The sequence below is a fragment of the Microcoleus sp. Pol7_A1 genome (assembly GCF_036701085.1).
Lineage (GTDB): Bacteria > Cyanobacteriota > Cyanobacteriia > Cyanobacteriales > Microcoleaceae > Microcoleus > Microcoleus asticus.
Genome location: NZ_JAUBQD010000053.1, coordinates 31172 through 53302, shown reverse-complemented (window position 1 = coordinate 53302; position 22131 = coordinate 31172). Strand labels below are relative to the sequence as shown.

The window sequence follows — 22131 nt, the reverse complement described above, 5'->3', positions numbered from 1 at the left end:
TCCCTCTCGACTTGGCTGCTGGTGAGACAACTCCCGTAGCAATGGTTGCTCCTTCTATCAACGGCTAAGTTTTAGTCTGAGATTACAAAAAGCGCTCCTAGAAATAGGGGCGCTTTTTGTTTGGGAAAAAATATTTTTTTAGACATCCTTCTTCCTTCTTCCTTCTTTTTTCTTCCTTCTGCTATAGCTGCTCTATTTTTGTCCTTAATTCGATAAGATCAGGATGCTGATTAATGTCAAGCTTCCGAATTGCCCAATCGAAAAATGAATTTAGAGAAATGTATTTAGAGTCTTGTCTCTGTATTTCCTTTTGAATATCCTTGCCATTAAACCAGATTAAGTATTGCTTCTCTGTCCAAAATTCTTCTTGGTTAAACCGTTGTTGATAGGAAACAAGGTTATCTTCAAATTTTTCCCATGTAACTGCTCCAACTGCCAGTCTAAATTTATTAATTAATTCTAACGCTTGATCTTTGCAGTCTTGCAAAATTAATGACTCAGGTAGGTTACCTTTCTTCGTCCATGTAGTTTTGAGTTGTTCTCGTGCTGGTCTCATGTTCACCAAGTCACCCAATGCCCATCTTACAGCTTGGTAATGTTGCAGGTTCCTGGCGCTAGTTTCAATCGATTCTGAAATGCGCTCGACTCCTGGTGAATTTTGATGTCCCCACTTAGAATCTGGATTTTCCTGCTTTTCATTGTACTTTTCTGTCCAATAGGTGTGAATCAAATTAGCCTCTAAGAGGTAATTTTCAACACAAGTGCGATAACTTAAAGCCACGGGTTTATTACCTGATCTATTATCTAGTTGGAGTAATCCGCAGTTAGGAGTTGGCTGGACATCGAAATCCCGATCGCGAAAAACGATGTATTTCTGATTAACCGCTGTCTTCCCTAAAAAGTAGCCGTCGGCAAAGCTTGAGAAGGCAAACTTACTACCCACAGGGACAATTGTGCATCTATCACCTGGTAGGCTATCGACTACTCTATTAAGCAATCTATAGTCTAAGCTGCTTGGTTTCCCTTCACAAAAAATTATTTTTCCACTGCTAACAACACTCATAGTTACACCTCCACACGAACAATGTGTGCTTCGGGTACTAGCTGCTCTATGTAATCAGAATGAGTTGTAATGATAAATTGATTATTTTTGCCTAACTTAGGCAAAGCTCTCAACAATGCTTGTTGCAGTGGTGGATGTAAGTGCAACTCAATTTCATCAATCAAGATCACCGAATTATGAATATTCCAATTAGCAAAATCCATCAGCATCGGAAATATAGCGCGTTCGCCCCCAGACATCTCAGAAATCTCATACAGGTTTCTGTTATCGTATAGATAAAACCAGGGTTCGCTCAGAATGTCATCGATCCCTTCTCGTGGAAAAGGCCCCTCAAAGCTACGTTCTGGAAAAACAGCTTTATAAGCTTGCTCAATTTCAGCATATATGTCCTTCTGTCCAGGGCGGAATTGCTGAATTCTTCCCCTGTCAACATCCTGATGAAACTGCCGCAACTTTGAAAGGCGATCGCGTAGCATATCATAGGTAATTTCAACTTTTCCATCCGGATTTTCAGGAGTTAAGCTGGTTGAATTTCTCTGCTCTGTGTACCAAAAAATCGTACCAACTCGCTCAAACACCTGAAAGCCTTCCGTTCGACGGAGTTGTTTAGCATATTCCCGTCCTTTAAATTGAAACAATTCATTCGCAGTGTTTGCTTGAACACTCTCACCTTGCCATCTAAGATCCACAATATGTTTTTCAGCAGGAGGAACTGGTAAATTGCGACCTATATCTTGCAATTTTTGTTGGAACTCACGAACCGCCTGGATCTCTGGAGACGAAAATTGTACTTGTAGAGTAACCTCTGGTTCAAACTTGGCCCAATTACTCCCCAGCAATTCATAGTTAAATCCTGCCCATTCTAAGTCAGGAAGTTTCTGCAACCTCCCTGTTGCCACTCCCAGTGTTGCGGCTATTGCCTGTAAAATACTTGTTTTTCCCGCCCCATTCATCCCTATTAAAACTATAATGTCTCGTGCCAATCCAGTTTCTGGATCGGTAAAGTCGAATTTTTTATTTTTAAATTTCTTAAAATACTTTAAATTGATAGATTGAATTTTCATAATAACACTTTTGTTTGAATATTTTACTACATACAAATTTTGTTAAAGCCTTGTTCATCATCGCACTCAGCCAAATTCATGTCCAAAATTGACCTAGCCATTTAGATATATTACATCGCACTTTCCTAAAAAAGCCAGTTTCTGAAAAAACTCGGCAATCGCGAGAGTAAAGCCGGGGACGATTTCTTCGCCATCTAGGGAATAAGTAGATTTGAGGAGGCGATCGGGTTCTTGGGACGATCTATAAACTAACACATACAGGACTTACGCAAGCACACTATATGTAGCGTGCCAAAAAAGGGCTCTCGCTTTTCAAACTTTTGAAATATCGTCCGTCCAGACACAATTCCCGAGGTCGGAGAACTAGATGAATTATAAAAATTTATTGGTTAAAAAAAAGTTGCGTCTGGTTGTGGATAGCAGTAGACCACTTCAAAGCAGATATTTTAGCCTGGGTTGTAGGAAACAATGATGCCCAAACTTTAAACATTTATGGGATGTTGAAAAATGAAAATGCTATTTTTATGTAACAAATTGCCTTAAAGTTTATCCAATGTTTATTCCAGATGGTGACTCAATCATCGGTAAAACTTATATGACTTGCAGTTGAAGGTGAAAATACAAAACTCAGACACTATCTGGCTCGATTGAAGAGAAAAAATCTTTGTTATTCTAAATACGAAGAAATGCTCAAATATTCAATTTATTTACTAATTCACGCTCCTCAAATTCGAGGAGGTTCTCATTCCATAATCAATAATTATTTAGATACTCTGATTTGAACGCTCTTCGACCTGCCTCCGTCAGCGGTGAGAGCCAAATCATACCTCAGTTCACCAACGCCCAAATTTACTTATCTCCAGACTGAATGTAAAATAATTGTCTAGTCTCGGCTTTTCCCCAACCTTAAATTCACATGAACATCCGCATCGGCAACGGCTACGACATTCACTGCTTAGTTCCAGAACGCCCCCTCATCCTCGGCGGCGTGCACATCCCCCACGAATTAGGCTTATTAGGACACAGCGACGCCGACGTACTTACCCACGCTATCATGGATGCGATGCTCGGATCTCTCAGCTTAGGAGATATCGGTCTTTATTTCCCGCCAACTGACCCGAAATGGAAAGGGGCTGATAGTCTCGTATTGCTGGCACAAGTCAATCAGTTAATTTTAGATAAAGGCTGGGAAATCGGCAATATTGATTCGGTGGTAGTGGCAGAACGTCCAAAGCTGAAACCGCATATTGAGCAAATGCGCGATCGGCTTTCTACTGTCCTCCAATTAAAACCCGACCAAATCGGCATCAAAGCTACTACAAACGAAAAGTTAGGGCCGGTGGGGAGAGAAGAAGGAATTGCAGCCTATGCTGTAGTTTTGCTGGGGAAAAAATAAAAATCGGGTTTGATAGTAGAAGTTGAATTTACTTAAACTTATACCCTAAGAAGGCTGAAAACATGGAAACTGAAACCTTGGAAGTAGAATTCCCCATTGACGCGGATATTGTCGCGTTGGATAAAGACGATCGCATAGTCGTGCTAATCGAGGTCAAAATTATTCAAGCTCAAGAAACAGCAGCAAAGCAGAGGATTGCTGATTACATGATATCTTGGATGAAAGCTGCGTTAGCGAAGATGTCCGAACAACGCACAGTAATTCCCTATGCTATGTTTGTTGACACCGAACAAATTCTGATTTTCAAATGGGACGGCGTGAATTTATCTGAACCAGTTTGCTCTCTAAACACTGGTGAAATACTTCGTTCTTATCAGCCTGACTTTGGTAGCAAAGGGATATTTGGACATACGATAGAAACGCTGGTAGAAGCGTGGCTGCATGACTTAGCCTATCACTGGAAATCAGAAATTCCCCCAGCCTCTAAAAAGATAGCAGAAATCGGTTTGCTGCCGATGTTAGCAGGTGGAACAACAAAATCCGGAGTGAAATTAGGTGGCAATTTTATATATCGAGACTAACTTTCTGATGAGTATTGCTACAGGGCGCGAGGCTGAAGCAATTATGTTACTGCGGGATTTATCGTCATCAGTTCAGTTGGTCATACCCAGCATTTGTTATATGGAGTCTCTGTCGGCTTTAGAGGACGAGGTGAAGCGACAAAACAAGTTTAAGGAACAGCTAACGTGTCAAATTAGTGAAACAAAGCGAGATGTGACATCTGAACAGGTCGCATCTCTATCTTTTCACCTAGAACAGTCATTGATTTACTATAGCAATCGAGTAGATGAAATTCAATTTCGCTTGCGTCAAGCAATTTATATGCTGTCGCAAAAGGCAGAAATGATTGTATTAAATACAGAGATTATCGAAGCAAGCTTAAACACAACTATCATAGAAAAAGACCCAACAGACAATTTGATTTTACACTGTATCTTGAGTCATGCCCGGTTGCGCCCCACAGAAACCAAAGCATTTCTAAGTGGCAACGTCAAAGAATTTCGCAAACTACCAGAAGTTAAATATGCTTTGGAGGAAGGAGGGATACAGTATTTTTCACGCACTGAAGACTTTCTCGGTTGGTTACAATCTCAGTCATAGTTGCACGCAGGTGGTAAACTAAAAAATTATGAAAATTTCTATGATGCTACATTCAAAACTGCGCTGGCTGGCGATTTTACTGGTGGCAATTGCCACGATAACTTTGTCTGCGTGCACTCCAGCCCGATCGAACTTAGTAAACAGACTCATCGTTCCCACCCCCAGCGGCCCAGCAACCTTCAACTACCCCCTAAATCAATCTGCATACAGCGTTTTTGGCTATATGTACGAGGGATTGATCAACGAAAACGGCTTGACATCGAACCTAGAACCCGGTTTAGCCGAGTCCTGGGAGGTTTCTAAAGATGGCAAAAAGGTTGTCTTCAACCTGCGAGAGGGATTGAAATGGTCCGACGGCGAACCGATGACTACTGATGACATTATCTTCAGCTATGAAAAGATTTATTTCAATGACAAAATTCCTAGCGGTTTGAAAGATAATCTGAGGGTTGGCAACAGTCGCCAATTCCCAAAAGTTAAAAAAATTGACAGCCGCCGCGTTGAATTTTCTGTTGCAGAACCCTTTGCTCCTTTTATTAGATATGCTGGGGGAATCCCAATTTTACCAGCTCATATTTTACAGGAATCTGTAGACAATACAGATGCAGATGGTAAACCTAAATTCCTGGCTACTTGGAACACGGATACTGAACCTCAAAAAATTGTCGGCAACGGTCAATATCGAATGCTGAGCTATACTCCTAATCAGCGCGTTGTTTTGGAACGAAATCCGTATTTTTGGCGCAAAGATGCTGAGGGAAATGTTCAGCCTTACATCCAGCAAATAGTTTGGCAAATTATCGAAAATACTGACAATCAACTGCTGAATTTTCGCTCTGGCGATTTGGATACTCTGGACGTGCAGCCGGAAGTGTTTCCGCTGCTGAAACGGGAGGAAAAACGCGGCAAATATACGGTCTTCAACGGTGGCCCGGATACTGGCAGCGTGTTTATGTGTTTCAATCTGAATAAGGGGCGCAATGCTCAAAATCAGCCGTTTGTAGACCCGGTTAAGTCTCGGTGGTTCGCGACTAAGGAATTTCGGCAGGCGATCGCCTACGGGATCAACCGATCCGCCATGACTAACAATATCTATCGCGGACTTGGGGCACCGCTGCATTCCCCAATTCCGGCGCAAAGTCCATTCTACCTTTCCCCAGAACAGGGATTGAAAACTTACAGTTACGATCTGCAAAAAGCCAAAGAGTTGCTGTTAAGTGCTGGTTTCAAATATAATAGTGAGGGTCAATTATTGGATGCGGAGGGCAACAAAGTCCGATTTACTTTGTTGATGGCTGCGGGTAAAAAAGTTCGGGAACAAATGGGAACGCAAATTAAGCAAGATTTAGGCAAACTGGGGATGCAAGTTGATACACAATTCCTGAGTTTTAACACTTATGTGGAAAAGCTGCGGTTGACGCGGAATTGGGATACTTACCTCGGCGGTTTTACAGGAGGTACTGAACCGCACAGCGGCTACAATATTTGGTCGGTCAATGGGACTTTGCACAGTTTCAACCAGGGCCCGCAAGCCGGAGAACCGCCGATTAAAGGTTGGGAAGTGTACGACTGGGAGCAGAAAATCGATGACCTTTATGTGAAGGCTTCCCAGGAGCTTGATGAGGCGAAGCGCAAGGAACTTTATGGGGAGACCCAGCGGATTATAGCTGAACAAGTGCCTTTTGTTTATATGGTGAATCCGCTGACTTTTGAGGCGGTGCGCGATCGCATTTCGGGAATTCGCTACAGTGCCCTCGGCGGTGCTTTCTGGAATTTGTACGAGCTGAAAATAACAGAATAGTTATTAGTCAGCACTCAGCACTCAGCATTTATTAGTCTGTAGGGGCGGGTTTTACCAGGGTATGTGCGATCGACCGATCGGATAAATAAACCCGCCCGGAGCAATCTATAGCAGTCAGCAGTCAAATTCATCAGTCATTAATTAATGGAACCTGAAATTTTACAGAAGTTACTCGAATCTGTGGCTGCAGGCGATGTCAGTCCGATCGCAGCTTTAGATAAATTAAAGTATTTTGACTTTGAACAAGTGGGGGATTTTGCAAAAATTGACCACCACCGTACTTTAAGAACAGGTTTTCCTGAAGTAATCTGGGGCCCAGGGAAAACGCCAGACCAAATTGTTGAGATTATCGAGGCGATGCGCGGGCGAAATTCTGCGGTGATGGCGACGCGAATTGAACCGGAAGTTTTCGAGCAATTGCAGCAAAAAATACCCGATTTGTGCTACTACCAAAAGGCTCGAATTTGTGCAATTTCTCCTAATTCCCCAACTCCGCAGCATCCGGGTACTGTGACTATTATCAGTGCGGGAACGGCGGATTTACCTGTAGCCGAAGAGGCGGCAGTTACTGCGGAACTTTGCGGTTTTCAGGTGCGACGTTTGTGGGATGTCGGAGTTGCCGGCATTCACCGCTTGCTGAGCAACCGGCACGTAATTGCTGATGCTGATGTGTTGATTGCGGTGGCGGGTATGGAAGGTGCTTTGGCGAGTGTGGTTGCGGGTTTGGCAGATTGTCCGGTGATTGCTGTGCCGACGAGTGTGGGTTACGGCGCGAGTTTTGGCGGGATTGCTCCTCTTTTAACTATGCTCAATTCTTGTGCGGCTGGTGTGGGTGTGGTGAATATTGATAACGGGTTTGGGGCGGCAATTTTAGCTTGTCAAATTCTGAGAACTGCTGGCAGAGTGGGGAGAATGAAAGAAGGGGAGAATGGGACAGAGGGGGAATAGTGAGAAACCCCCTCGATTAGACTCGGCGGTTGAAACCGCGTCTACAAAAACTGTCGTCCCAGCAGGCAGGGACTAAACAATATAGGAGGTATTATTAAAGCCGGATTTGATATTACTTGCTGCCCAACCAAATCGGATAAGCAGAAGAATCCTCAGCTTTCAACTTTTGCGCCTGATAGCTCTTGCTAGTCCAAGTAGCCACTGTTTGCAGGCTTTCTGTCAAAGAACTTTCGCTGCCAAACGCTTCAAATCCCAATGTCCACCACGCGCTGCCGTTAATGTTCAACTGAGTAAGTTCCACGGTGCAACCTTGGGGAATTGGGGCTTCCACAGGCACAGACATCAGGGAACCAGGGGCCGAAACTTGGTAAAGACGCTGCGCTCGCTTTTTCCTGACTCCCACCCACTTTCCTGTCGCCATAATATCAGCCGATACCGGGGCCATCGTGTCGGCACATACCCACTTCAGCCACTTCTCGGCCTTGCCTTCCCAGCGGTTGCCGAACTGCATCGCCCCCAACTCTGCCTGCCGCCACTTTACCTCTAATGTTTTCCCGCGCAGCTTCACTCCCAAGTAGTCGCAGCCAGGGACTAGCAAATATATGTCTTCCCGCTCTTCGGGAGGTGAAAGATACCCGCCGAGACTGTCGCTTCCAAACCATTGAGCGATCGATTTTGGCAGCGCACCGCTATAAAACCACCGCATTTCCAGACTGGCCCGCATAAATTTTTCCTCCGTTCCACAATTTTCGTCAAACCCAGACTGGATTTGCCACACACCATTGACTTTTGCGCCTCTCAACTCTATCCTCCCCCCTCCGGGGCCCAGAGTCTACTGTCCGCAGTCATACCCTTTTAAATTTTAGATTTTAGATTTTAGATTTGGGAAAGACTGATTCTATAAGGGTTTAGAGCTTGCCGACAGTTGCATTTCTTTTTAAAAATGGTGTCATATTGAGGTTTTTTTAAAAAAAAAGCTCACAATCCTTTACATATCTTCATAAGTCTGTTACATTTATTTACAGTAGACCAAACGCAATTTAGGAAACAAACATGACTAACAGAGGCTTAATGCTGGACGACCAAGGCAAAATGAACAATTTTGCGATCGAACCGACAGTATATATCGATGACGAACCCCGCACCGGCTTCACCCCCTACGCAGAACGCTTAAACGGCCGCCTTGCCATGATTGGTTTTGTTTCTCTCTTGGCTTTAGAAATTTCTACCAAGCACGGACTGATTAGCTGGCTCACTCACCTGTAATGATTTTGTTAAAAATTAGACTATACGGCTATGCCTCGCGGGCGGTACACAAACGGCGAGCATAGCTTAACTATTTTTAGGGGCAAGGTTTGGTGAGACAATTAAAATTAAATATTTTAGTGTTACCCTACCCGTAAAAATAATGCTCAAACGAATTGCGGCAATACTTCTGGTTGTTCTGAGCCTCACCTTGACCGGTTGTGTATCTAAAGTCACCGGACTCAAAAGCTACGTTGATACTGGCGACGGCTATCAATTTCTCTATCCTAACGGCTGGCTGCCGATCGCGGTTTCTAACGGGCCTGATGTGGTGTTCCGCGATTTGATTCAGCAAACCGAGAACGTCAGCGTGGTCATCAGTCCAGTCCCCAAGGACAAAACTCTGGCGGATTTGGGAACGCCGACGGATGTGGGATACAAGCTCAGCAAAAGTGCGATCGCCCCGAGTGATTCCGGCCGCGAAGCTGAATTAGTCAATGCAGAAGCTCGCGAATCGCGATCGAAAAACTATTACATTTTAGAATACGCCGTTAAGTTGCCAAACCAAGAACGGCACAACTTAGCGAGTGTAGCAGTCAGCCGCGGCAAACTTTTTACGCTTAACGTTTCCACTACAGAAGAACGCTGGCCAAAGGTAAAAGAAGCTTTTGAGAAAGTCGTTAAATCTTTCTCTGTTTATTAGGTTAAAAAGTAGTTGGGAATGGGGAATAGGGCGCAGTGCCTTGGGGATGGGGAATAGTTTATTTTTCTTCCTTCTTCCTTCTTCCTTCTTCCTTCTTTCTTCTTCCTTCTTCCTTCTTAACTTATGAAAATTCCAACTTTTGTTTTAGCTTCAGCTTCTCCGGCCCGCCGCAGCCTGCTAGAAAATGCTGGCATTCAAGCTGTGATTTGCCCCAGCGACTTTGATGAAGGGCAAATACAAATGAGGGATGCCACTAAATTAGTGCAGGTTTTAGCATCGGGAAAAGCTGAGGCTGTAGCTAAATTTTTACTGGGTAATTCTCACCCGCAAATCCCCAATCCCAAATCGTGTTTGGTGTTGGGATGCGATTCAATTTTGCTCATAGATGGCGAAATTCACGGCAAACCGAAGGATGCGGAAGAAGCAATCTCGCGATGGCAAAAAATGCGCGGTAAGGTTGGCGAATTATATACGGGTCATGCTTTAATTGATACTAGATTCGATGACTTTGATGAGGCAAGGTCGCGATCGCTCATTCGCTGTCAAGTTACAAAAGTTCATTTTGCGGAAGTTACCTCGCGCCAAATAGCGGCCTACGTCGCTACCGGAGAACCCCTCGCCTGTGCGGGCTGTTTTGCACTGGAAGGTAAAGGCGGTTTTTTTGTGGAAAAAATCGAAGGATGTCACACGAATGTGATCGGTTTGAGCTTACCTCTGCTGCGGCAAATGCTCAGTGAAATGGGATATGATGTGGCGGATTTTTGGTCTTGAAATGCACAACTTGGAAACGAATAAAATTTTTTGTAGTAAGGACTAAAGTTCTGATAGAGGACTTTAGTTCTTACTATAAACCTCTGAGGATTATCCAAGGGCGATCGAGCTTTCAGACACAGAGGTAAACTGAAGTTGAGCCGGCGACACATCTTTCACCAAACCCAGAATATTTCCGCTACTAGCTTCCCTAATCACCGTCGCCTTAGTATTTAAAATTCTAAAATCAGCGGTTCGAGGCTGTCCCGGAGGAAAAGGGCCATTGCTATCGTAATCTCTGGCATCACCAATTGTTAAAAACTTTTCAGTCAAAACAATGTCATTTCGCGTTAACCCTGAAGCTAATCCAATAACATCTCCTTGAGCTGGATTGTAATCGAGAATAAAATCTGCAGGCACTTCATCTGTATTAAAATTGGGAACTGAAGGCGGTTGATCCGAACCAATTTCTCGCGATGTTGCTCCCGCTTCTCTTTTGATGACAAACAAATCTGCGCCTTCTTTTCCCCAAAGTCTATCAATTCCAGCATCACCGATTAGAGTATCGTTTCCACTGTCTCCGACTAAAGCATCATTCCCTTTACCGCCGCGAATAAAGTCATTGCCCGTGCCTCCATAAGCGTAGTCATCGCCTTGATCTCCGCTGACTAAATCGTTGGCGCATTCTCCGTAAAGTATGTCAAAATCTTGACCGCCGCGAATAGTATCGTTGCCGCAACCTCCGATTAAAGTATCTATGCCGCTGTTGCCGTTCATCAGTTCTGCACCACCTGAACCTCTGACAAAATCGTTGCCGGCTAAGGCCCGCAAACCTCCCGGAGTGTTGCGGAGGATTCCATTTGCGAGTTGAACTATATCGTCGTTCGCAGTGAGGTCAAAAAAGTTGGGATCGCTACCAGGATTTAATGGCCCAGTTAGCAATCTAATGTTGGGGGGATCGGCAATAATTGGGTCGGAGTTTTCAGCTAATGCTCTAATTTCTCCGAGAGTTGTTTCTGACATCCTAGCTTTCTCCTTTTTTGATTGACTTTGTTGACATTCTGATTTTAACAAAGGTTTCAATTAGAAAATCTGCGTGAATTTGCGGTTAAAAAAATTAAATTACTATCAAAATTGCCACCAGTTATTGTGCAACAAGCCTAACTTATTGACACTCAACTGCCCAAATCCGCAAATATTTTGAACTGTGCAGCAATAATTCTGGGGATCGCGTACTCTATTACCCGTCAGCAGTCAGCGTCGGAAAGCCAACAGACTGCCAAATGTCATCAAACCGTGAGTAAAGTCAGGAATCCTTAATATGCTAGACACTGCGATCGAATTTATTAAAGCCAGAGAAATCCTCGACTCCCGCGGCCGCCCCACCATTGAAGCTGAAGTTTACCTAGCTAACGGTGTTGTCGGGCTCGCACAAGTGCCCAGCGGCGCGTCTACAGGCTCTTTTGAGGCCCACGAACTCCGCGACGGCGACAACAAACGTTACGGCGGCAAAGGAGTCCTGAAAGCCGTCGCTAACGTCGAACACAAAATTGCCCCCGCTTTGGCTAATCTGGATGCGATCGACCAAGCACTGGTAGACAAAACCATGATTGACTTGGACGGTTCCCCGAACAAATCCCACCTCGGCGCAAATGCCATTCTCGGAGTCTCCTTAGCCACAGCAAAGGCGGCCGCCGAGACTTTAGGACTCCCCCTTTACCGCTACTTGGGCGGGCCCTTAGCTAACGTGTTACCAGTGCCTTTGATGAACGTTATCAACGGCGGCGCCCACGCCGACAACAACGTAGACATTCAAGAATTTATGATTGTCCCTGTGGGTGCGCCATCTTTTAAAGAAGCTTTGCGCTGGGGTGCAGAGGTATTTGAATCCCTGAGCAAAGTCTTAAAAGCTGAGGGTTTGCTGACTGGTGTGGGTGATGAAGGCGGTTTTGCGCCTAATCTTAAATCCAATCAAGCAGCTTTGGATTTGTTGATTGCAGCTATTGAAAAAGCTGGCTACAAGCCAGGTGAACAAGTTGCTTTGGCTTTGGATGTTGCTGCTAGCGAATTTTACAAAGATGGACAGTACACTTACGACGGTGTGGCTCATTCGCCAGCAGAATTAATCGATTATTTGGATGGTTTGGCCGGAAAATATCCGATTGTTTCCATTGAAGATGGTTTGCATGAAGACGATTGGGATAGTTGGGTAGCGCTGACGCAAAAAATGGGCAGCAAAGTTCAATTGGTGGGTGACGATTTGTTTGTTACTAATCGCACGCGGCTGCAAAAAGGGATTGATTTGAAAGCTAGCAATTCGATTTTGATTAAGCTGAATCAAATTGGTTCTTTGACGGAGACTTTGGATACGATCGACCTCGGTAAACGGAACAGTTATCGATCGGTCATCAGCCACCGTTCCGGTGAAACTGAAGATACCACAATTGCCGATTTGGCGGTAGCGACTCGTGCCGGCCAAATCAAGACCGGTTCTCTGTGTCGCAGCGAACGGGTGGCTAAATACAACCGTTTGTTACGGATTGAAGACCAATTGGGCGATCGGGCAATTTATGCTGGGTCGATCGGTTACGGGCCAAAATAACACTGGATAATTGGTAATTGGGCATCTGGCAATTTTAGATTTTAGATTTTAGATTTTAGATTGAAGAATTGATTAGTAACTTGAATCTAAAATCAGCAATCGGAAATCTAAAATCGGATGGGCATCGGGCATCTGGCAATTTTAGATTTTAGATTTTAGATTGAAGAATTGATTAGTAGCTTGAATCTAAAATCTAAAATTGGAAATCTAAAATCGGATGGGCATCGCGCATCGGGAATTTATATCCTGTAGATACAAGGGGCGGGTTTTACAAACAATGATTGCCTAAAAACCAATCATCTCGTAAACCCGCCCCGACCCAATTACCCATTACCAATTACCCATTCTCAATTAAGGATAGAAAGCCAATTGAGGCAAACCCAAAGTTTCTTCCCAACCCATCATCAAGTTCATGCACTGGATGCCTTGACCGGCTTGACCTTTAATTAAATTGTCGATCGCCGATAGCACAATCACCCTGTCAGTACGCGGATCGACTTCGATGCCGATATAACAAAGATTCGTACCGCAAGCCCATTTTGTTTGCGGATAAACCCCAGCCGGTAACACTTTTACCCAGGGACAATTGCGGTAAAAAGCGCTGAAAATCGTGATTAAATCTTCCCGCACCAAACCCGGATCGCGCAAAGTTGCGTAAACAGTCGCCAGAATTCCCCGTACCATTGGAATTAGGTGAGGAGTAAACTGAACTTTAATATCGTGTCCGGCTAAATCGCCACAAATTTGCTCGATTTCTGGCGTGTGGCGGTGGCGACCAACACCGTAAGCGCCCAGAGAACCCTCTGCTTCAGCCAACAAGAGATTAACTTCGGCTTTGCGGCCCCCCCCAGAAGCACCGGATTTGGCGTCGATAATTGCTGTTTCTGGCACGATCAGACCTTGTTTGAGCAAAGGTGCCAGGGCTAATAAACTAGCAGTAACGTAGCAGCCGGCACAGCCTACTAACTGAGCATCTTTAATTCGATCGCGATACAATTCTGGCAAACCGTAAACAGCCGTTGCAGCCAGTTCAGAGTCCGATCGCTCGCCGCCGTACCAAGCTTTGTAAGTTTCCAGATTTTCAAATCTGTAGTCAGCCGACAAATCCAAGACTTTGCAGCCTTTTTCTATCAGCGTCGGTGCCATTTTGCAAGCTAAACCGTTCGGCAGCGACAGAAACACAACTTCACATTTTGCCGCTATTTTTTCTAGGTCGATTGCCTCGATTGTCAAATCAATGCAGTTAGTCAGATGCGGATAAAGGCTGGAAAAAGGTTTTCCCGCACTGCTATCCCCACCCAAATAGACTACTTCAGCCAGTGGGTGATCCGCCAGCAGTCGCACAAGTTGCACGCCGCCGTACCCTGAAGCGCCGATAATTCCTACAGGCACACGTCCAACATCTCCCATTTTCCTTTATCCCCTCAGCCGTTGAAGTCAAAAACGCTTGAACTTTTGCTGCATTGTAGTACCAAACGCCAACTTTGGGAGCAAAGAATTGTGTCGTTTTGTTTGGGAGGTGCATTTTTGTGAATTTTCGGGTGTTTGACCGCGCCCAAAAACGGATACAAAGCCCCGACTCCTTTCCTGGAGAGTTCAAAATTTTAGACCAAAGTTCCACCTTCCAGATTCAAAGCTGCAAGTAAATCTAAAATCTAAAATCTAAAATCTAAAATCGACTGACCGATCGCCAAAACCCTAAAATTAACAAACGGATCTGCGATCGTGCTATAAAAAACTTACTTTAACCCATCTCCAAACCGGAGATTAACTTTTTTCGCTCGAAGCTCGAAGCTCAACCTCCATCCGTTAAATCTGTTAAATTTTGTACACGGCTTCGTTGCCGAACTTCCTATGGGCATAGTTGTAGAAAACGTATCAAAACAGTTTGGCAGTTTCCAAGCACTCGATCGGGTCAGCTTAGAAATTGAATCCGGTTCCCTAGTCGCATTGCTGGGTCCGTCTGGTTCCGGCAAGTCTACGCTGCTGCGGCTGATTGCCGGTTTAGAAATGCCCGACTCCGGCAAAATCTGGCTGACAGGACAAGATGCGACCAATACTAGCGTCCAAGACCGCAAAATTGGGTTCGTGTTTCAGCACTACGCGCTATTCAAGCACATGACAGTGCGAAAAAACATCGCTTTCGGGATGCAAATTCAGAAAACACCGCCCGCGAAAGTCAAATCGCGGGTAGAAGAATTGTTGAATTTAGTGCAATTGGCAGGATTGGGCGATAGATACCCGTCGCAACTTTCTGGAGGCCAGCGACAGCGGGTGGCCCTCGCCAGAGCCCTGGCTGTGGAACCGAAAGTGTTACTGCTAGACGAACCTTTTGGAGCTCTCGATGCCAAAGTTCGCAAAGACTTGCGTGCTTGGTTGCGGCGGCTGCACGACGAAGTTCACGTTACCACAGTCTTTGTGACGCACGATCAAGAAGAAGCCATGGAAGTTGCCGATCGCATTACAGTAATGAATAAAGGTAAAATCGAACAAGTAGGCACACCCGCAGAAATTTACGACCATCCCGCTAGTGCTTTCGTAATGAGTTTTATCGGTCCAGTCAATGTATTGCCCAGCAGTTCGAGGATGTTTCAAGACAACGGCTTTGACTCAGCCAACCCAGAGATTTTCTTGCGCCCTCACGACGTAGTAATTGAAACTACAGAAAATAGTGCAACAGTGCCTGCAAGAATCAGTCGCTTGATTCATTTGGGATGGGAAATTCAGGTTGAATTAACCTTAGATGACGGTCAAGTAGTAAACGCTAATTTGACGAGAGAAAAATTCGATAGCTTGCACTTGCAGCCCCAGCAAAGAGTGTTCGTAAAGCCGAAAGATGCCAAGTCCTTTCCACTTTTTTATTCAATCTGATACCAATTCTTAAAAAAAGACCTAAATTGAGATTGGATACGACATTTCAAGGGACACGGCTTCGTGCCGTGTCCCTAATCTTTTATACTGACAAATGTCGGTTTACTACTGCGCGCTGAGTTAGTCTTTGATCTTACCAACAGCTTTTTTGACTTGTTGCTCAAAGGATGTAGCGTTTGTGTTGGAAGGATTTTTCATTTTTTCAAGGTCAGCGTCTCCCTGAACTTCGTTAGGTCCTTTGCTCGCTTTTTCTTGAGTTTCTTCCAAGGACATTGGTTTTTTCAGTACAACTTCTTGAGATTCTTTTTCAATCCCTAAAAGTTGGTCTTCACCTTTGGTGGTGCTGCTGGTAACGGCAAAAGCCGGGAAAGCGTTAGAAACAAACATTAAGGCACAAAAACAAACAGCTATTAAAGTGCGAACTAAACGCTTGGTAGGAAAGTTAAAGCTGATAAAAGACATACAGAATTTCTCCGTTTTTAGAAGTTTTGATCGTCGCTAAGATTGTTAACAGGCTGAAACTCACTCAAATTCTGCACAATCTTTAACTTAAGTTTGAGAAAAGCAACCGTTGCTCTCTCTCAAATCGAGCTAATATATAATATCTAGCTGAAAAAGCTGAGATTTGAAATCCTTCTCAGGGAATATTTCTAGATGACTGGCGCGGGTCGCCCCAACACATTTATGTAGAAGGCACTTGTGTAGAATCACAAAAATTCTATATAAGTGCCTTCGGATGCGCCTCACATATGGGTATCAATGTCAGTAACGGGTTTTATCGTGGGGTGGGGGCGGATTTATTTAGCCTGTTTGCACTGTGAGAGGGCGCTGGAGTGAACCCGCAGAGCGGTTTGTTGAAAATGTTGCAAGATATTGAGATGCGCCCGACTATCCACCCACTGAACTAAGGACTAATGACTAATGGCTGCTGCTGTCGCACGGGAACTTGACATTTTGCTAGATAAGTTTTAATTTCTCCTACACTGAGCTGCCCGTAATGCAGCAGGGAAGCCAGCAGTGCAGCTTCTGCTTTGCCCTGTGTCACGGCTTCGTAGATGTGGTGACAGTTGCCGGCGCCGCCGGAAGCAATGACGGGAATTTCGACAATTTCGGCGATGCTTCGGGTTAATTCCAAATCGTAACCGGCTTGAGTGCCGTCCGAGTCCATGCTTGTCACCAGAATTTCGCCAGCGCCGCGCTGTTCGGCTTCTTTGGCCCAGGCGATCGCATCTTTGCCGGTATTTTCTCGCCCTCCGCGCACGTACACGTCCCAACCGGGATTATCTGCATCTTGCCGTTTGCGGGCGTCGATCGCGATTACAATGCACTGATTGCCAAATCGATCGCTGGCTTTGTCAATTAAACTCGGATCGCGCACCGCCGCCGAATTAATACTCACCTTGTCTGCGCCCGCCCTCAATAAACTTTTAATGGTGTCTAAAGATTGGATGCCGCCGCCCACGGTCAAAGGGATAAATACTCGATCGGCCGTTCGGTACACCACATCAATAATAATGTCCCGGTCTTCGTGAGTCGCGGTAATGTCCAGAAACACCAACTCGTCAGCACCCGCATCATTGTAAACCTGAGCCATTTCTACGGGATCGCCAGCATCCTGAAGGTTGACAAAATTGACACCTTTGACCACGCGACCGGCTTTCACATCCAGACAAGGCAAAATTCTTTTCGACAACATAAAATTCTCGTGTTTCTAATTTATTGACCGCCGCAGCGAGGAAAAGGCTTTGTTGATATCTTCAAAAACCAGAAGTTAAGCAACAAATCTTAAAGATACCTTGTGTTTAACAATTATCGGTCTGAGCCGGAGAGCCATTTTTCAGTTTTTTTACGCCCCCTCAACATAAATAAAACTTGGCTCGCAGTGGGAGCCGTGACATTAGGTAGAATATTGGTACACAGTTATATTTTCGGCAAAAAGCAGCAAATTTAACTCCCCAGATACATTTGTGGGGTGAAAAATATGGCACTTTCGCTTATGATCTAACAATAACTACCTTCGCTGGCGATCGAATTGTGGTTCGGCAATCCTGTATGGTTCCGGTGCATCGACGATCGACTAAACAATTTTAGATTTGAGAACGGCAGATTTGAGGTTTTTTAGCAGCAATCTCAGTTATAAGCGGCGCGGTAAAGTTAAAATTTTAAGTTTAAAACCTCAAATCGGTTGACTTGATGTAGTTTCTAGGGCTGTGGTGACTTTGCAAGCCAATCCACATTTGGTACTTCGTACAGAAAAAAGCGGCAATCGCTACTTGCCGCTCTCCGGCAGCAATTGCTGGACAGTAGGGCGGAGCGACGACAATAATTTTGTACTGACCGATCGCTGGATTTCCCGTAATCACGCGATGTTACAGCAAATGGAGACAGGAGAGTTCTACCTGATCGACTTGGGCAGCCGCAACGGTTCCTTTGTCAACGGGCGGCGCGTCAGTATTCCTGTCACTCTCAGAAATGGCGATCGGATTATTTTCGGTCAAACCGAATTGGACTTCTACAACCCAACCGGCGGCCACCGGATAGAGCCAATACACGACACAGACTCTGACGATTTTACGGCGACTTTGACGGTGCGCAGCCTGATTAGCGTCATGGTAATGGACATCCGAGACTTTACTATTTTGACTAGGCAGCTAGACGAAACCCTACTCTCAGAAGTCATCGGCAGTTGGTTCCGCAAAGCAGGACTGATCATTCGCGAACACGGCAGTTGGGTGGACAAATACATCGGCGATGCCATCATGGCCGTCTGGTTCCACAAAACCAGCGGTGTCAGCAGCGAGGAAATGATGCGAATTTGCCAAGCTTTGAGCGAACTGCACCAGGCAACAGACGAACTCAGCAGCCGTTACCCCCTGCCTTTTCCTTTGCGAGTCGGGGCCGGCATCAATACCGGTTATGCCATGGTGGGAAATTCTGGCAGCAGCGACCGATCGGACTATACCGCCTTGGGAGATACTGTCAACGCAGCATTTCGCCTGGAATCTTGCACCAAGCAACTCGGCAAGGATATCGCTGTGGGAGAAACGACCTACAAATACCTGACGCAATTGGGTGCCCAGGACGCTTTCGAGCAGCACACAGTTTCTTTGAAGGGTTACGACACTCCCACCGTGACTTACGGCGGTACTTATGCTGACTTGAACGCTTTTCTCAAAATGAAAGGAAAGAATTCTCGATAGCTAGAAAATTGCGTGGGGGCAAAAATTAACCCTTTAAAATGCCAGTCCGAGCTGTTAATTTGGAGGGTCTTCTATAAAATTGCCTGCGATGCCTAAATTGGCAGAGGTATCATATATCGTCCGTGATGTCAATACCTTAATGTAAATTTTATAACAGCCCTCTACGTGTTGCGGATTTATCTGAAAAACTGCATAAGCAAAATGGTAGTCTCTACATAAATGCTGTGTATGAAATTAGGAGACAAAACTTCATGAAACGATTGGGTCGTCTATTGGCAGTATTGGGCTTAGTGCTGGGCTGCTTTGCATGGGCTGGAGACGAAAGCGCGATCGCGGCGACCTTGAGCCGTATCGTCTTGCCATCATCCTCGCTCCTAGCTGTTGAAGCTCCGGTTAGAACCAATCGCGCCGATGACAAGCTTGCCACAGAATACGGCAAAAAACTTGATTTGAACAACAGCGCCGTCCGGGACTTTCGGGACTTTCGAGGGTTGTATCCCACTTTAGCTCGAGTAATTATTAAGAATGCTCCTTACGAAAAAGTTGAGGACGTACTCAACATTTCAGACTTGACGGAAGCTCAGAAAAAAGTGCTGCAAGCTAACCTGGACAAATTCACCGTAACTGATGTTGAATCAGTCTTTATTGAAGGAGACACCAGATTAAATAATGGTCTCTACGACTAGGTAGCAGCGGGCCTCATTTAAAGGCAGAAGTCATTTGGCAGAAGGCATTCGGTAGAAAGAAAAGATTTTTTTTCTAGAGGCTGATGACTTCTGCCTTTAATTTATCAAGACTTACTTTCAACCACTATTCGGAAAAAGCCTGCCAAAATTCCCTAGATTGAAATAAGCGGGTTCCCCAGATTCATCTGTATACTCAATTCCTTAATCTAAAATCTAAAATATAGACTCGATCGACAGACATTAGTTCTACTCCCCAGATTCATCTGTGGAGTCAATTCTAAAATCTAAAATCTAAAATCTAAAATCGACTGGCGGCAGACTTATGACTGACAAATTTGACGTATTGGTAATAGGTGCTGGCGCGGCGGGTTTGTACACAGCACTTTGCCTGCCAGAGCATTTGCAGGTGGGCTTGATCAATAAAAATACCCTGCCTGTTTCTGCTAGTGATTGGGCTCAAGGAGGGATTGCCGCGGCGATCGCCCCTGAAGATTCAGCAGCACTTCACATTCAGGATACACTGGCTGCGGGAGCCGGTCTTTGCGATTTGGAGGCGGTGAAATTTTTAGTCGAAGAAGCTTCAGCTTGCATTGACTCCCTCGTGAAAATGGGCGTTGCATTCGATCGCACCGGCCCAGATTTAGCCCTCACCCTAGAAGCTGCCCACTCCCGCCGCCGAGTTCTCCACGCCGCCGACACTACGGGCAAAGCCGTTATCAGTACGCTGACAGCAAAAGTATTGAGCCGCAAAAACATTCAACTCGTATCTCCTGCCTTTGCTTTGAGTCTGTGGCTAGACGAAACCGGGCGCTGTCAGGGCATTAGCTCGATTTGCGGTTCGCGAGTCAAGTGGCTGCGGGCCCAGGTAGTGGTGCTGGCAACAGGCGGCGGCGGACAGGTTTTTGCTCAAACGACCAATCCGTCGGTAAGTACCGGGGACGGGGTAGCAATTGCTTGGCGCGCCGGGGCGCTGCTGCGAGATTTAGAATTTGTGCAGTTTCACCCGACGGCGCTGAGCACTGCGGGCGCGCCTCGGTTTCTCCTTAGCGAAGCGGTGCGGGGAGAAGGAGCTCATTTGGTTGACAGTAAAGGATATCGCTTTGCTTTTGACTCTCACCCCAGCGGGGAACTCGCCCCTCGGGATGTTGTCAGCCGCGCTATTTTCCGCCACTTGCAGAAGACGGGAGAACCTCATGTTTGGCTGGATATGCGCCCGATTGCTGTCGATCGACTGCGCTACAGGTTTCCGAATATTATTCAAGTGTGCGCTGATTGGGGAATTGATATTTTTTCCGAACCCGTGCCGGTGACGCCCGCTGCCCATTACTGGATGGGAGGGATTGTGGCTGACAAATTTAACCAAACGTCGATTCCGGGTTTGTACGCGGTGGGAGAAACTGCGAGCACGGGGGTACACGGCGCTAACCGATTGGCGAGCAATTCGCTGCTGGAGTGTCTGGTTTTTGGGGCGCAGATGGGACTTTTGCAGCTAGAAGGTGGAAGGCCCGAGGCATTCGCAGATCGGGAAGCTGCAGGAGAAATCTTAGAAAAATCTATTTCTGAAAAGGACATTGAGGCGATCGAAAAGTTGCGGGTCGAATTACCGAATTTGGTGTGGCAGAGTGCGGGAATTTGCCGGGGACAACGCGATTTGGAAAGTGCGATCGTCCAAGTTGAGATTTGGCGGCAAGAATTTGCTTCGTTGCCTTTGAGTCAAACGCTTAATAATTTACGACCCGGACAAATTATTGATTTTTCCCCTGCTGATGCGGAGAATAGCTCGATTTTACGAAATTGGGGAGAAGTTGGCAATTTATTGGATATCGGCTACTTAATTGTCAAAAGTGCTGCGTTTCGCACGGAAAGCCGCGGCGGTCACTACCGGGTGGACTATCCTCTCACAGATCCGGATTGGTGCACGCACACCTTAATTCACTACTGCAATTGGTACAAATCTGCTGCTCGATCGGGGCGAATAGAAGATTGAAAAATGGGGGTCAGCGCGTCCCCGTACCGTCACTTTTGGGGTTCCCGTTCGGGGCTGGTTCGTATTTTTCGTAAGTTCCAAACCTAGATGTTGGTGTAAATGTCCCAACTGTGGAGGTCGATCGATCTTTTGTTAAGTTGGTAGTGGAGTTGCTGGCAAGTCGAGCCGCATTTGCGGTCCCGACTGTATTTACTTGCAGGCAGGCAGCCAGAGTTGCCGTTGTTGTGAGCTTAATCAAAGTACGCATATTATTCACAGCCTTATTCAAATCACCGAAGTAGATGCACGTCCCTACCACGTATTATATCTATCAATTTCCGTAGTTCCACTGATATATTTACATTTTCTTTAATTAACTTTCATAAGTTTACGTAAACTGGTTTAATTTAAGGCTTTTTGACGATTATAATTGGGTTTCCAGTATCAGGTTTTGATTTTTTTAATAATTTGTAACATTTAGATGAAACGGCAATTTGCTGTAAAAATTTTCATATTTTTGTAAGTCTATCTAATGACAGATGACAGGCTATACGAGTTAAGAGTATAAATTTCAATTTTTTGGACATTTTTGTGAACGGTTTCAAAAAGTTTACATGGCTTACGGTTTCAGGAGCTATTTTTTCCAAGCTAGCTGCACATCGGACATCTTAAAAT

Annotated in this window: 22 protein-coding genes and 2 pseudogenes; 15 read left to right on the top strand and 9 right to left on the bottom strand. The window is 45.4% G+C overall.

Annotated features, from left to right (window positions below; genetic code table 11):
* Window positions 1–68, top strand: a pseudogene (locus QUA20_RS24250) (photosystem II protein D1); the annotation flags it as partial.
* 113 nt (window positions 69–181) lie between these two features.
* On the opposite strand, the gene QUA20_RS24245 reads toward QUA20_RS24250, so the two are convergent.
* From QUA20_RS24245 to QUA20_RS24235, 3 genes are all read right to left on the bottom strand, one after another.
* A complete protein-coding gene (locus tag QUA20_RS24245; RefSeq protein WP_333191807.1) occupies window positions 182–1063 on the bottom strand; it encodes a hypothetical protein in 882 nt (293 codons plus the stop codon).
* A 2-nt stretch (window positions 1064–1065) separates the two neighbouring features.
* Window positions 1066–2127 carry an ATP-binding protein gene (locus QUA20_RS24240; protein WP_333191806.1) on the bottom strand — a complete coding sequence of 354 codons (1062 nt, stop codon included), beginning with the start codon at window positions 2125–2127 and terminating at the stop codon, window positions 1066–1068.
* Between the two features lie 93 nt (window positions 2128–2220).
* Window positions 2221–2382 (bottom strand): hypothetical protein, encoded by a 162-nt coding sequence (locus QUA20_RS24235; protein WP_333191805.1) that lies wholly within the window; start codon window positions 2380–2382, stop codon window positions 2221–2223.
* A gap of 350 nt (window positions 2383–2732) precedes the next feature.
* Here QUA20_RS24235 and QUA20_RS32120 point away from each other — a divergent pair.
* The 6 genes and pseudogenes from QUA20_RS32120 to larB form a co-directional block, all read left to right on the top strand.
* Window positions 2733–2880, top strand: a pseudogene (locus QUA20_RS32120) (IS1 family transposase); the annotation flags it as partial.
* 163 nt (window positions 2881–3043) lie between these two features.
* Window positions 3044–3523 carry a 2-C-methyl-D-erythritol 2,4-cyclodiphosphate synthase gene (ispF, locus tag QUA20_RS24225; RefSeq protein ID WP_333191803.1) on the top strand — a complete coding sequence of 160 codons (480 nt, stop codon included), beginning with the start codon at window positions 3044–3046 and terminating at the stop codon, window positions 3521–3523.
* Between the two features lie 62 nt (window positions 3524–3585).
* The gene (locus tag QUA20_RS24220) at window positions 3586–4104 is read left to right on the top strand and encodes a hypothetical protein (protein ID WP_333191802.1); all 519 of its coding nucleotides are present in this window, start codon (window positions 3586–3588) and stop codon (window positions 4102–4104) included.
* Window positions 4079–4684, top strand: a complete 606-nt coding sequence (locus tag QUA20_RS24215; protein ID WP_333191800.1) for a PIN domain-containing protein — start codon at window positions 4079–4081, stop codon at window positions 4682–4684. The genes QUA20_RS24220 and QUA20_RS24215 overlap by 26 nt, the downstream gene beginning before the upstream one ends.
* A gap of 40 nt (window positions 4685–4724) precedes the next feature.
* Window positions 4725–6485 (top strand): ABC transporter substrate-binding protein, encoded by a 1761-nt coding sequence (locus tag QUA20_RS24210; protein ID WP_333191798.1) that lies wholly within the window; start codon window positions 4725–4727, stop codon window positions 6483–6485.
* A gap of 144 nt (window positions 6486–6629) precedes the next feature.
* Window positions 6630–7433: a nickel pincer cofactor biosynthesis protein LarB gene (larB, locus tag QUA20_RS24205; protein WP_333191796.1), complete on the top strand. Its 804-nt coding sequence runs from the start codon at window positions 6630–6632 to the stop codon at window positions 7431–7433.
* A gap of 112 nt (window positions 7434–7545) precedes the next feature.
* Here larB and QUA20_RS24200 read toward each other — a convergent pair whose 3' ends face one another.
* On the bottom strand, window positions 7546–8157 hold the full coding sequence (locus QUA20_RS24200) for a hypothetical protein (RefSeq protein WP_333191795.1): 612 nt from the start codon (window positions 8155–8157) through the stop codon (window positions 7546–7548).
* A 329-nt stretch (window positions 8158–8486) separates the two neighbouring features.
* Here QUA20_RS24200 and QUA20_RS24195 point away from each other — a divergent pair, with 329 nt between their 5' ends.
* From QUA20_RS24195 to QUA20_RS24185, 3 genes are all read left to right on the top strand, one after another.
* Window positions 8487–8699 carry a chlorophyll a/b-binding protein gene (locus tag QUA20_RS24195; protein WP_172191937.1) on the top strand — a complete coding sequence of 71 codons (213 nt, stop codon included), beginning with the start codon at window positions 8487–8489 and terminating at the stop codon, window positions 8697–8699.
* 142 nt (window positions 8700–8841) lie between these two features.
* Window positions 8842–9381: a photosystem II reaction center PsbP gene (gene psbP / locus QUA20_RS24190; RefSeq protein ID WP_172191939.1), complete on the top strand. Its 540-nt coding sequence runs from the start codon at window positions 8842–8844 to the stop codon at window positions 9379–9381.
* A 123-nt stretch (window positions 9382–9504) separates the two neighbouring features.
* Window positions 9505–10152 (top strand): nucleoside triphosphate pyrophosphatase, encoded by a 648-nt coding sequence (locus tag QUA20_RS24185; protein ID WP_333191793.1) that lies wholly within the window; start codon window positions 9505–9507, stop codon window positions 10150–10152.
* A 90-nt stretch (window positions 10153–10242) separates the two neighbouring features.
* Here QUA20_RS24185 and QUA20_RS24180 read toward each other — a convergent pair whose 3' ends face one another.
* A complete protein-coding gene (locus QUA20_RS24180; RefSeq protein WP_333191791.1) occupies window positions 10243–11154 on the bottom strand; it encodes a calcium-binding protein in 912 nt (303 codons plus the stop codon).
* Window positions 11155–11452: 298 nt separating this feature from the next.
* Here QUA20_RS24180 and eno point away from each other — a divergent pair, with 298 nt between their 5' ends.
* The gene (eno, locus tag QUA20_RS24175) at window positions 11453–12733 is read left to right on the top strand and encodes a phosphopyruvate hydratase (protein ID WP_445304707.1); all 1281 of its coding nucleotides are present in this window, start codon (window positions 11453–11455) and stop codon (window positions 12731–12733) included.
* A gap of 351 nt (window positions 12734–13084) precedes the next feature.
* Here eno and argC read toward each other — a convergent pair whose 3' ends face one another.
* Complete coding sequence (argC, locus tag QUA20_RS24170) at window positions 13085–14143, bottom strand: N-acetyl-gamma-glutamyl-phosphate reductase (protein ID WP_333191790.1); 1059 nt, start codon at window positions 14141–14143, stop codon at window positions 13085–13087.
* Between the two features lie 444 nt (window positions 14144–14587).
* On the opposite strand from argC, the gene QUA20_RS24165 reads away from it, so the two are divergent.
* Entirely contained in the window at window positions 14588–15604 is a 1017-nt protein-coding gene (locus QUA20_RS24165; protein WP_333191789.1) for a sulfate/molybdate ABC transporter ATP-binding protein, read from the top strand.
* A 120-nt stretch (window positions 15605–15724) separates the two neighbouring features.
* Here QUA20_RS24165 and QUA20_RS24160 read toward each other — a convergent pair whose 3' ends face one another.
* Together QUA20_RS24160 and hisF are read right to left on the bottom strand one after the other, a co-directional pair.
* On the bottom strand, window positions 15725–16066 hold the full coding sequence (locus tag QUA20_RS24160; protein WP_333191788.1) for a low temperature-induced protein: 342 nt from the start codon (window positions 16064–16066) through the stop codon (window positions 15725–15727).
* Window positions 16067–16508: 442 nt separating this feature from the next.
* Window positions 16509–17300, bottom strand: a complete 792-nt coding sequence (gene hisF, locus QUA20_RS24155) for an imidazole glycerol phosphate synthase subunit HisF (RefSeq protein WP_333191787.1) — start codon at window positions 17298–17300, stop codon at window positions 16509–16511.
* Between the two features lie 514 nt (window positions 17301–17814).
* On the opposite strand from hisF, the gene QUA20_RS24150 reads away from it, so the two are divergent.
* The 3 genes from QUA20_RS24150 (at window position 17815) to nadB (ending at window position 21477) form a co-directional block, all read left to right on the top strand.
* Entirely contained in the window at window positions 17815–18804 is a 990-nt protein-coding gene (locus tag QUA20_RS24150; protein WP_333191785.1) for an adenylate/guanylate cyclase domain-containing protein, read from the top strand.
* Between the two features lie 251 nt (window positions 18805–19055).
* Entirely contained in the window at window positions 19056–19490 is a 435-nt protein-coding gene (gene psbU / locus QUA20_RS24145) for a photosystem II complex extrinsic protein PsbU (protein WP_172191957.1), read from the top strand.
* A 322-nt stretch (window positions 19491–19812) separates the two neighbouring features.
* The gene (nadB, locus tag QUA20_RS24140; RefSeq protein WP_333191782.1) at window positions 19813–21477 is read left to right on the top strand and encodes an L-aspartate oxidase; all 1665 of its coding nucleotides are present in this window, start codon (window positions 19813–19815) and stop codon (window positions 21475–21477) included.
* A gap of 10 nt (window positions 21478–21487) precedes the next feature.
* Here the strand turns inward: nadB and QUA20_RS24135 are convergent, their stop codons facing one another.
* Entirely contained in the window at window positions 21488–21724 is a 237-nt protein-coding gene (locus QUA20_RS24135) for a hypothetical protein (RefSeq protein WP_333191781.1), read from the bottom strand.
* Window positions 21725–22131: the final 407 nt, after the last annotated feature.

Bases quoted from the DNA above. Each gene is read 5' to 3' on its own strand.
- QUA20_RS24185 (WP_333191793.1), top strand. From the start codon at position 9,505: ATGAAAATTCCAACTTTTGTTTTAGCTTCAGCTTCTCCGGCCCGCCGC.
- QUA20_RS24160 (WP_333191788.1), bottom strand. From the start codon at position 16,066: ATGTCTTTTATCAGCTTTAACTTTCCTACCAAGCGTTTAGTTCGCACT.
- QUA20_RS24165 (WP_333191789.1), top strand. From the start codon at position 14,588: ATGGGCATAGTTGTAGAAAACGTATCAAAACAGTTTGGCAGTTTCCAA.
- QUA20_RS24245 (WP_333191807.1), bottom strand. From the start codon at position 1,063: ATGAGTGTTGTTAGCAGTGGAAAAATAATTTTTTGTGAAGGGAAACCA.
- QUA20_RS24240 (WP_333191806.1), bottom strand. From the start codon at position 2,127: ATGAAAATTCAATCTATCAATTTAAAGTATTTTAAGAAATTTAAAAAT.
- eno (WP_445304707.1), top strand. From the start codon at position 11,453: ATGCTAGACACTGCGATCGAATTTATTAAAGCCAGAGAAATCCTCGAC.
- QUA20_RS24220 (WP_333191802.1), top strand. From the start codon at position 3,586: ATGGAAACTGAAACCTTGGAAGTAGAATTCCCCATTGACGCGGATATT.
- QUA20_RS24135 (WP_333191781.1), bottom strand. From the start codon at position 21,724: ATGCGTACTTTGATTAAGCTCACAACAACGGCAACTCTGGCTGCCTGC.
- QUA20_RS24200 (WP_333191795.1), bottom strand. From the start codon at position 8,157: ATGCGGGCCAGTCTGGAAATGCGGTGGTTTTATAGCGGTGCGCTGCCA.
- psbU (WP_172191957.1), top strand. From the start codon at position 19,056: ATGAAACGATTGGGTCGTCTATTGGCAGTATTGGGCTTAGTGCTGGGC.
- QUA20_RS24210 (WP_333191798.1), top strand. From the start codon at position 4,725: ATGATGCTACATTCAAAACTGCGCTGGCTGGCGATTTTACTGGTGGCA.
- ispF (WP_333191803.1), top strand. From the start codon at position 3,044: ATGAACATCCGCATCGGCAACGGCTACGACATTCACTGCTTAGTTCCA.
- argC (WP_333191790.1), bottom strand. From the start codon at position 14,143: ATGGGAGATGTTGGACGTGTGCCTGTAGGAATTATCGGCGCTTCAGGG.
- hisF (WP_333191787.1), bottom strand. From the start codon at position 17,300: ATGTTGTCGAAAAGAATTTTGCCTTGTCTGGATGTGAAAGCCGGTCGC.
- nadB (WP_333191782.1), top strand. From the start codon at position 19,813: ATGACTGACAAATTTGACGTATTGGTAATAGGTGCTGGCGCGGCGGGT.
- larB (WP_333191796.1), top strand. From the start codon at position 6,630: ATGGAACCTGAAATTTTACAGAAGTTACTCGAATCTGTGGCTGCAGGC.
- QUA20_RS24180 (WP_333191791.1), bottom strand. From the start codon at position 11,154: ATGTCAGAAACAACTCTCGGAGAAATTAGAGCATTAGCTGAAAACTCC.
- psbP (WP_172191939.1), top strand. From the start codon at position 8,842: ATGCTCAAACGAATTGCGGCAATACTTCTGGTTGTTCTGAGCCTCACC.
- QUA20_RS24195 (WP_172191937.1), top strand. From the start codon at position 8,487: ATGACTAACAGAGGCTTAATGCTGGACGACCAAGGCAAAATGAACAAT.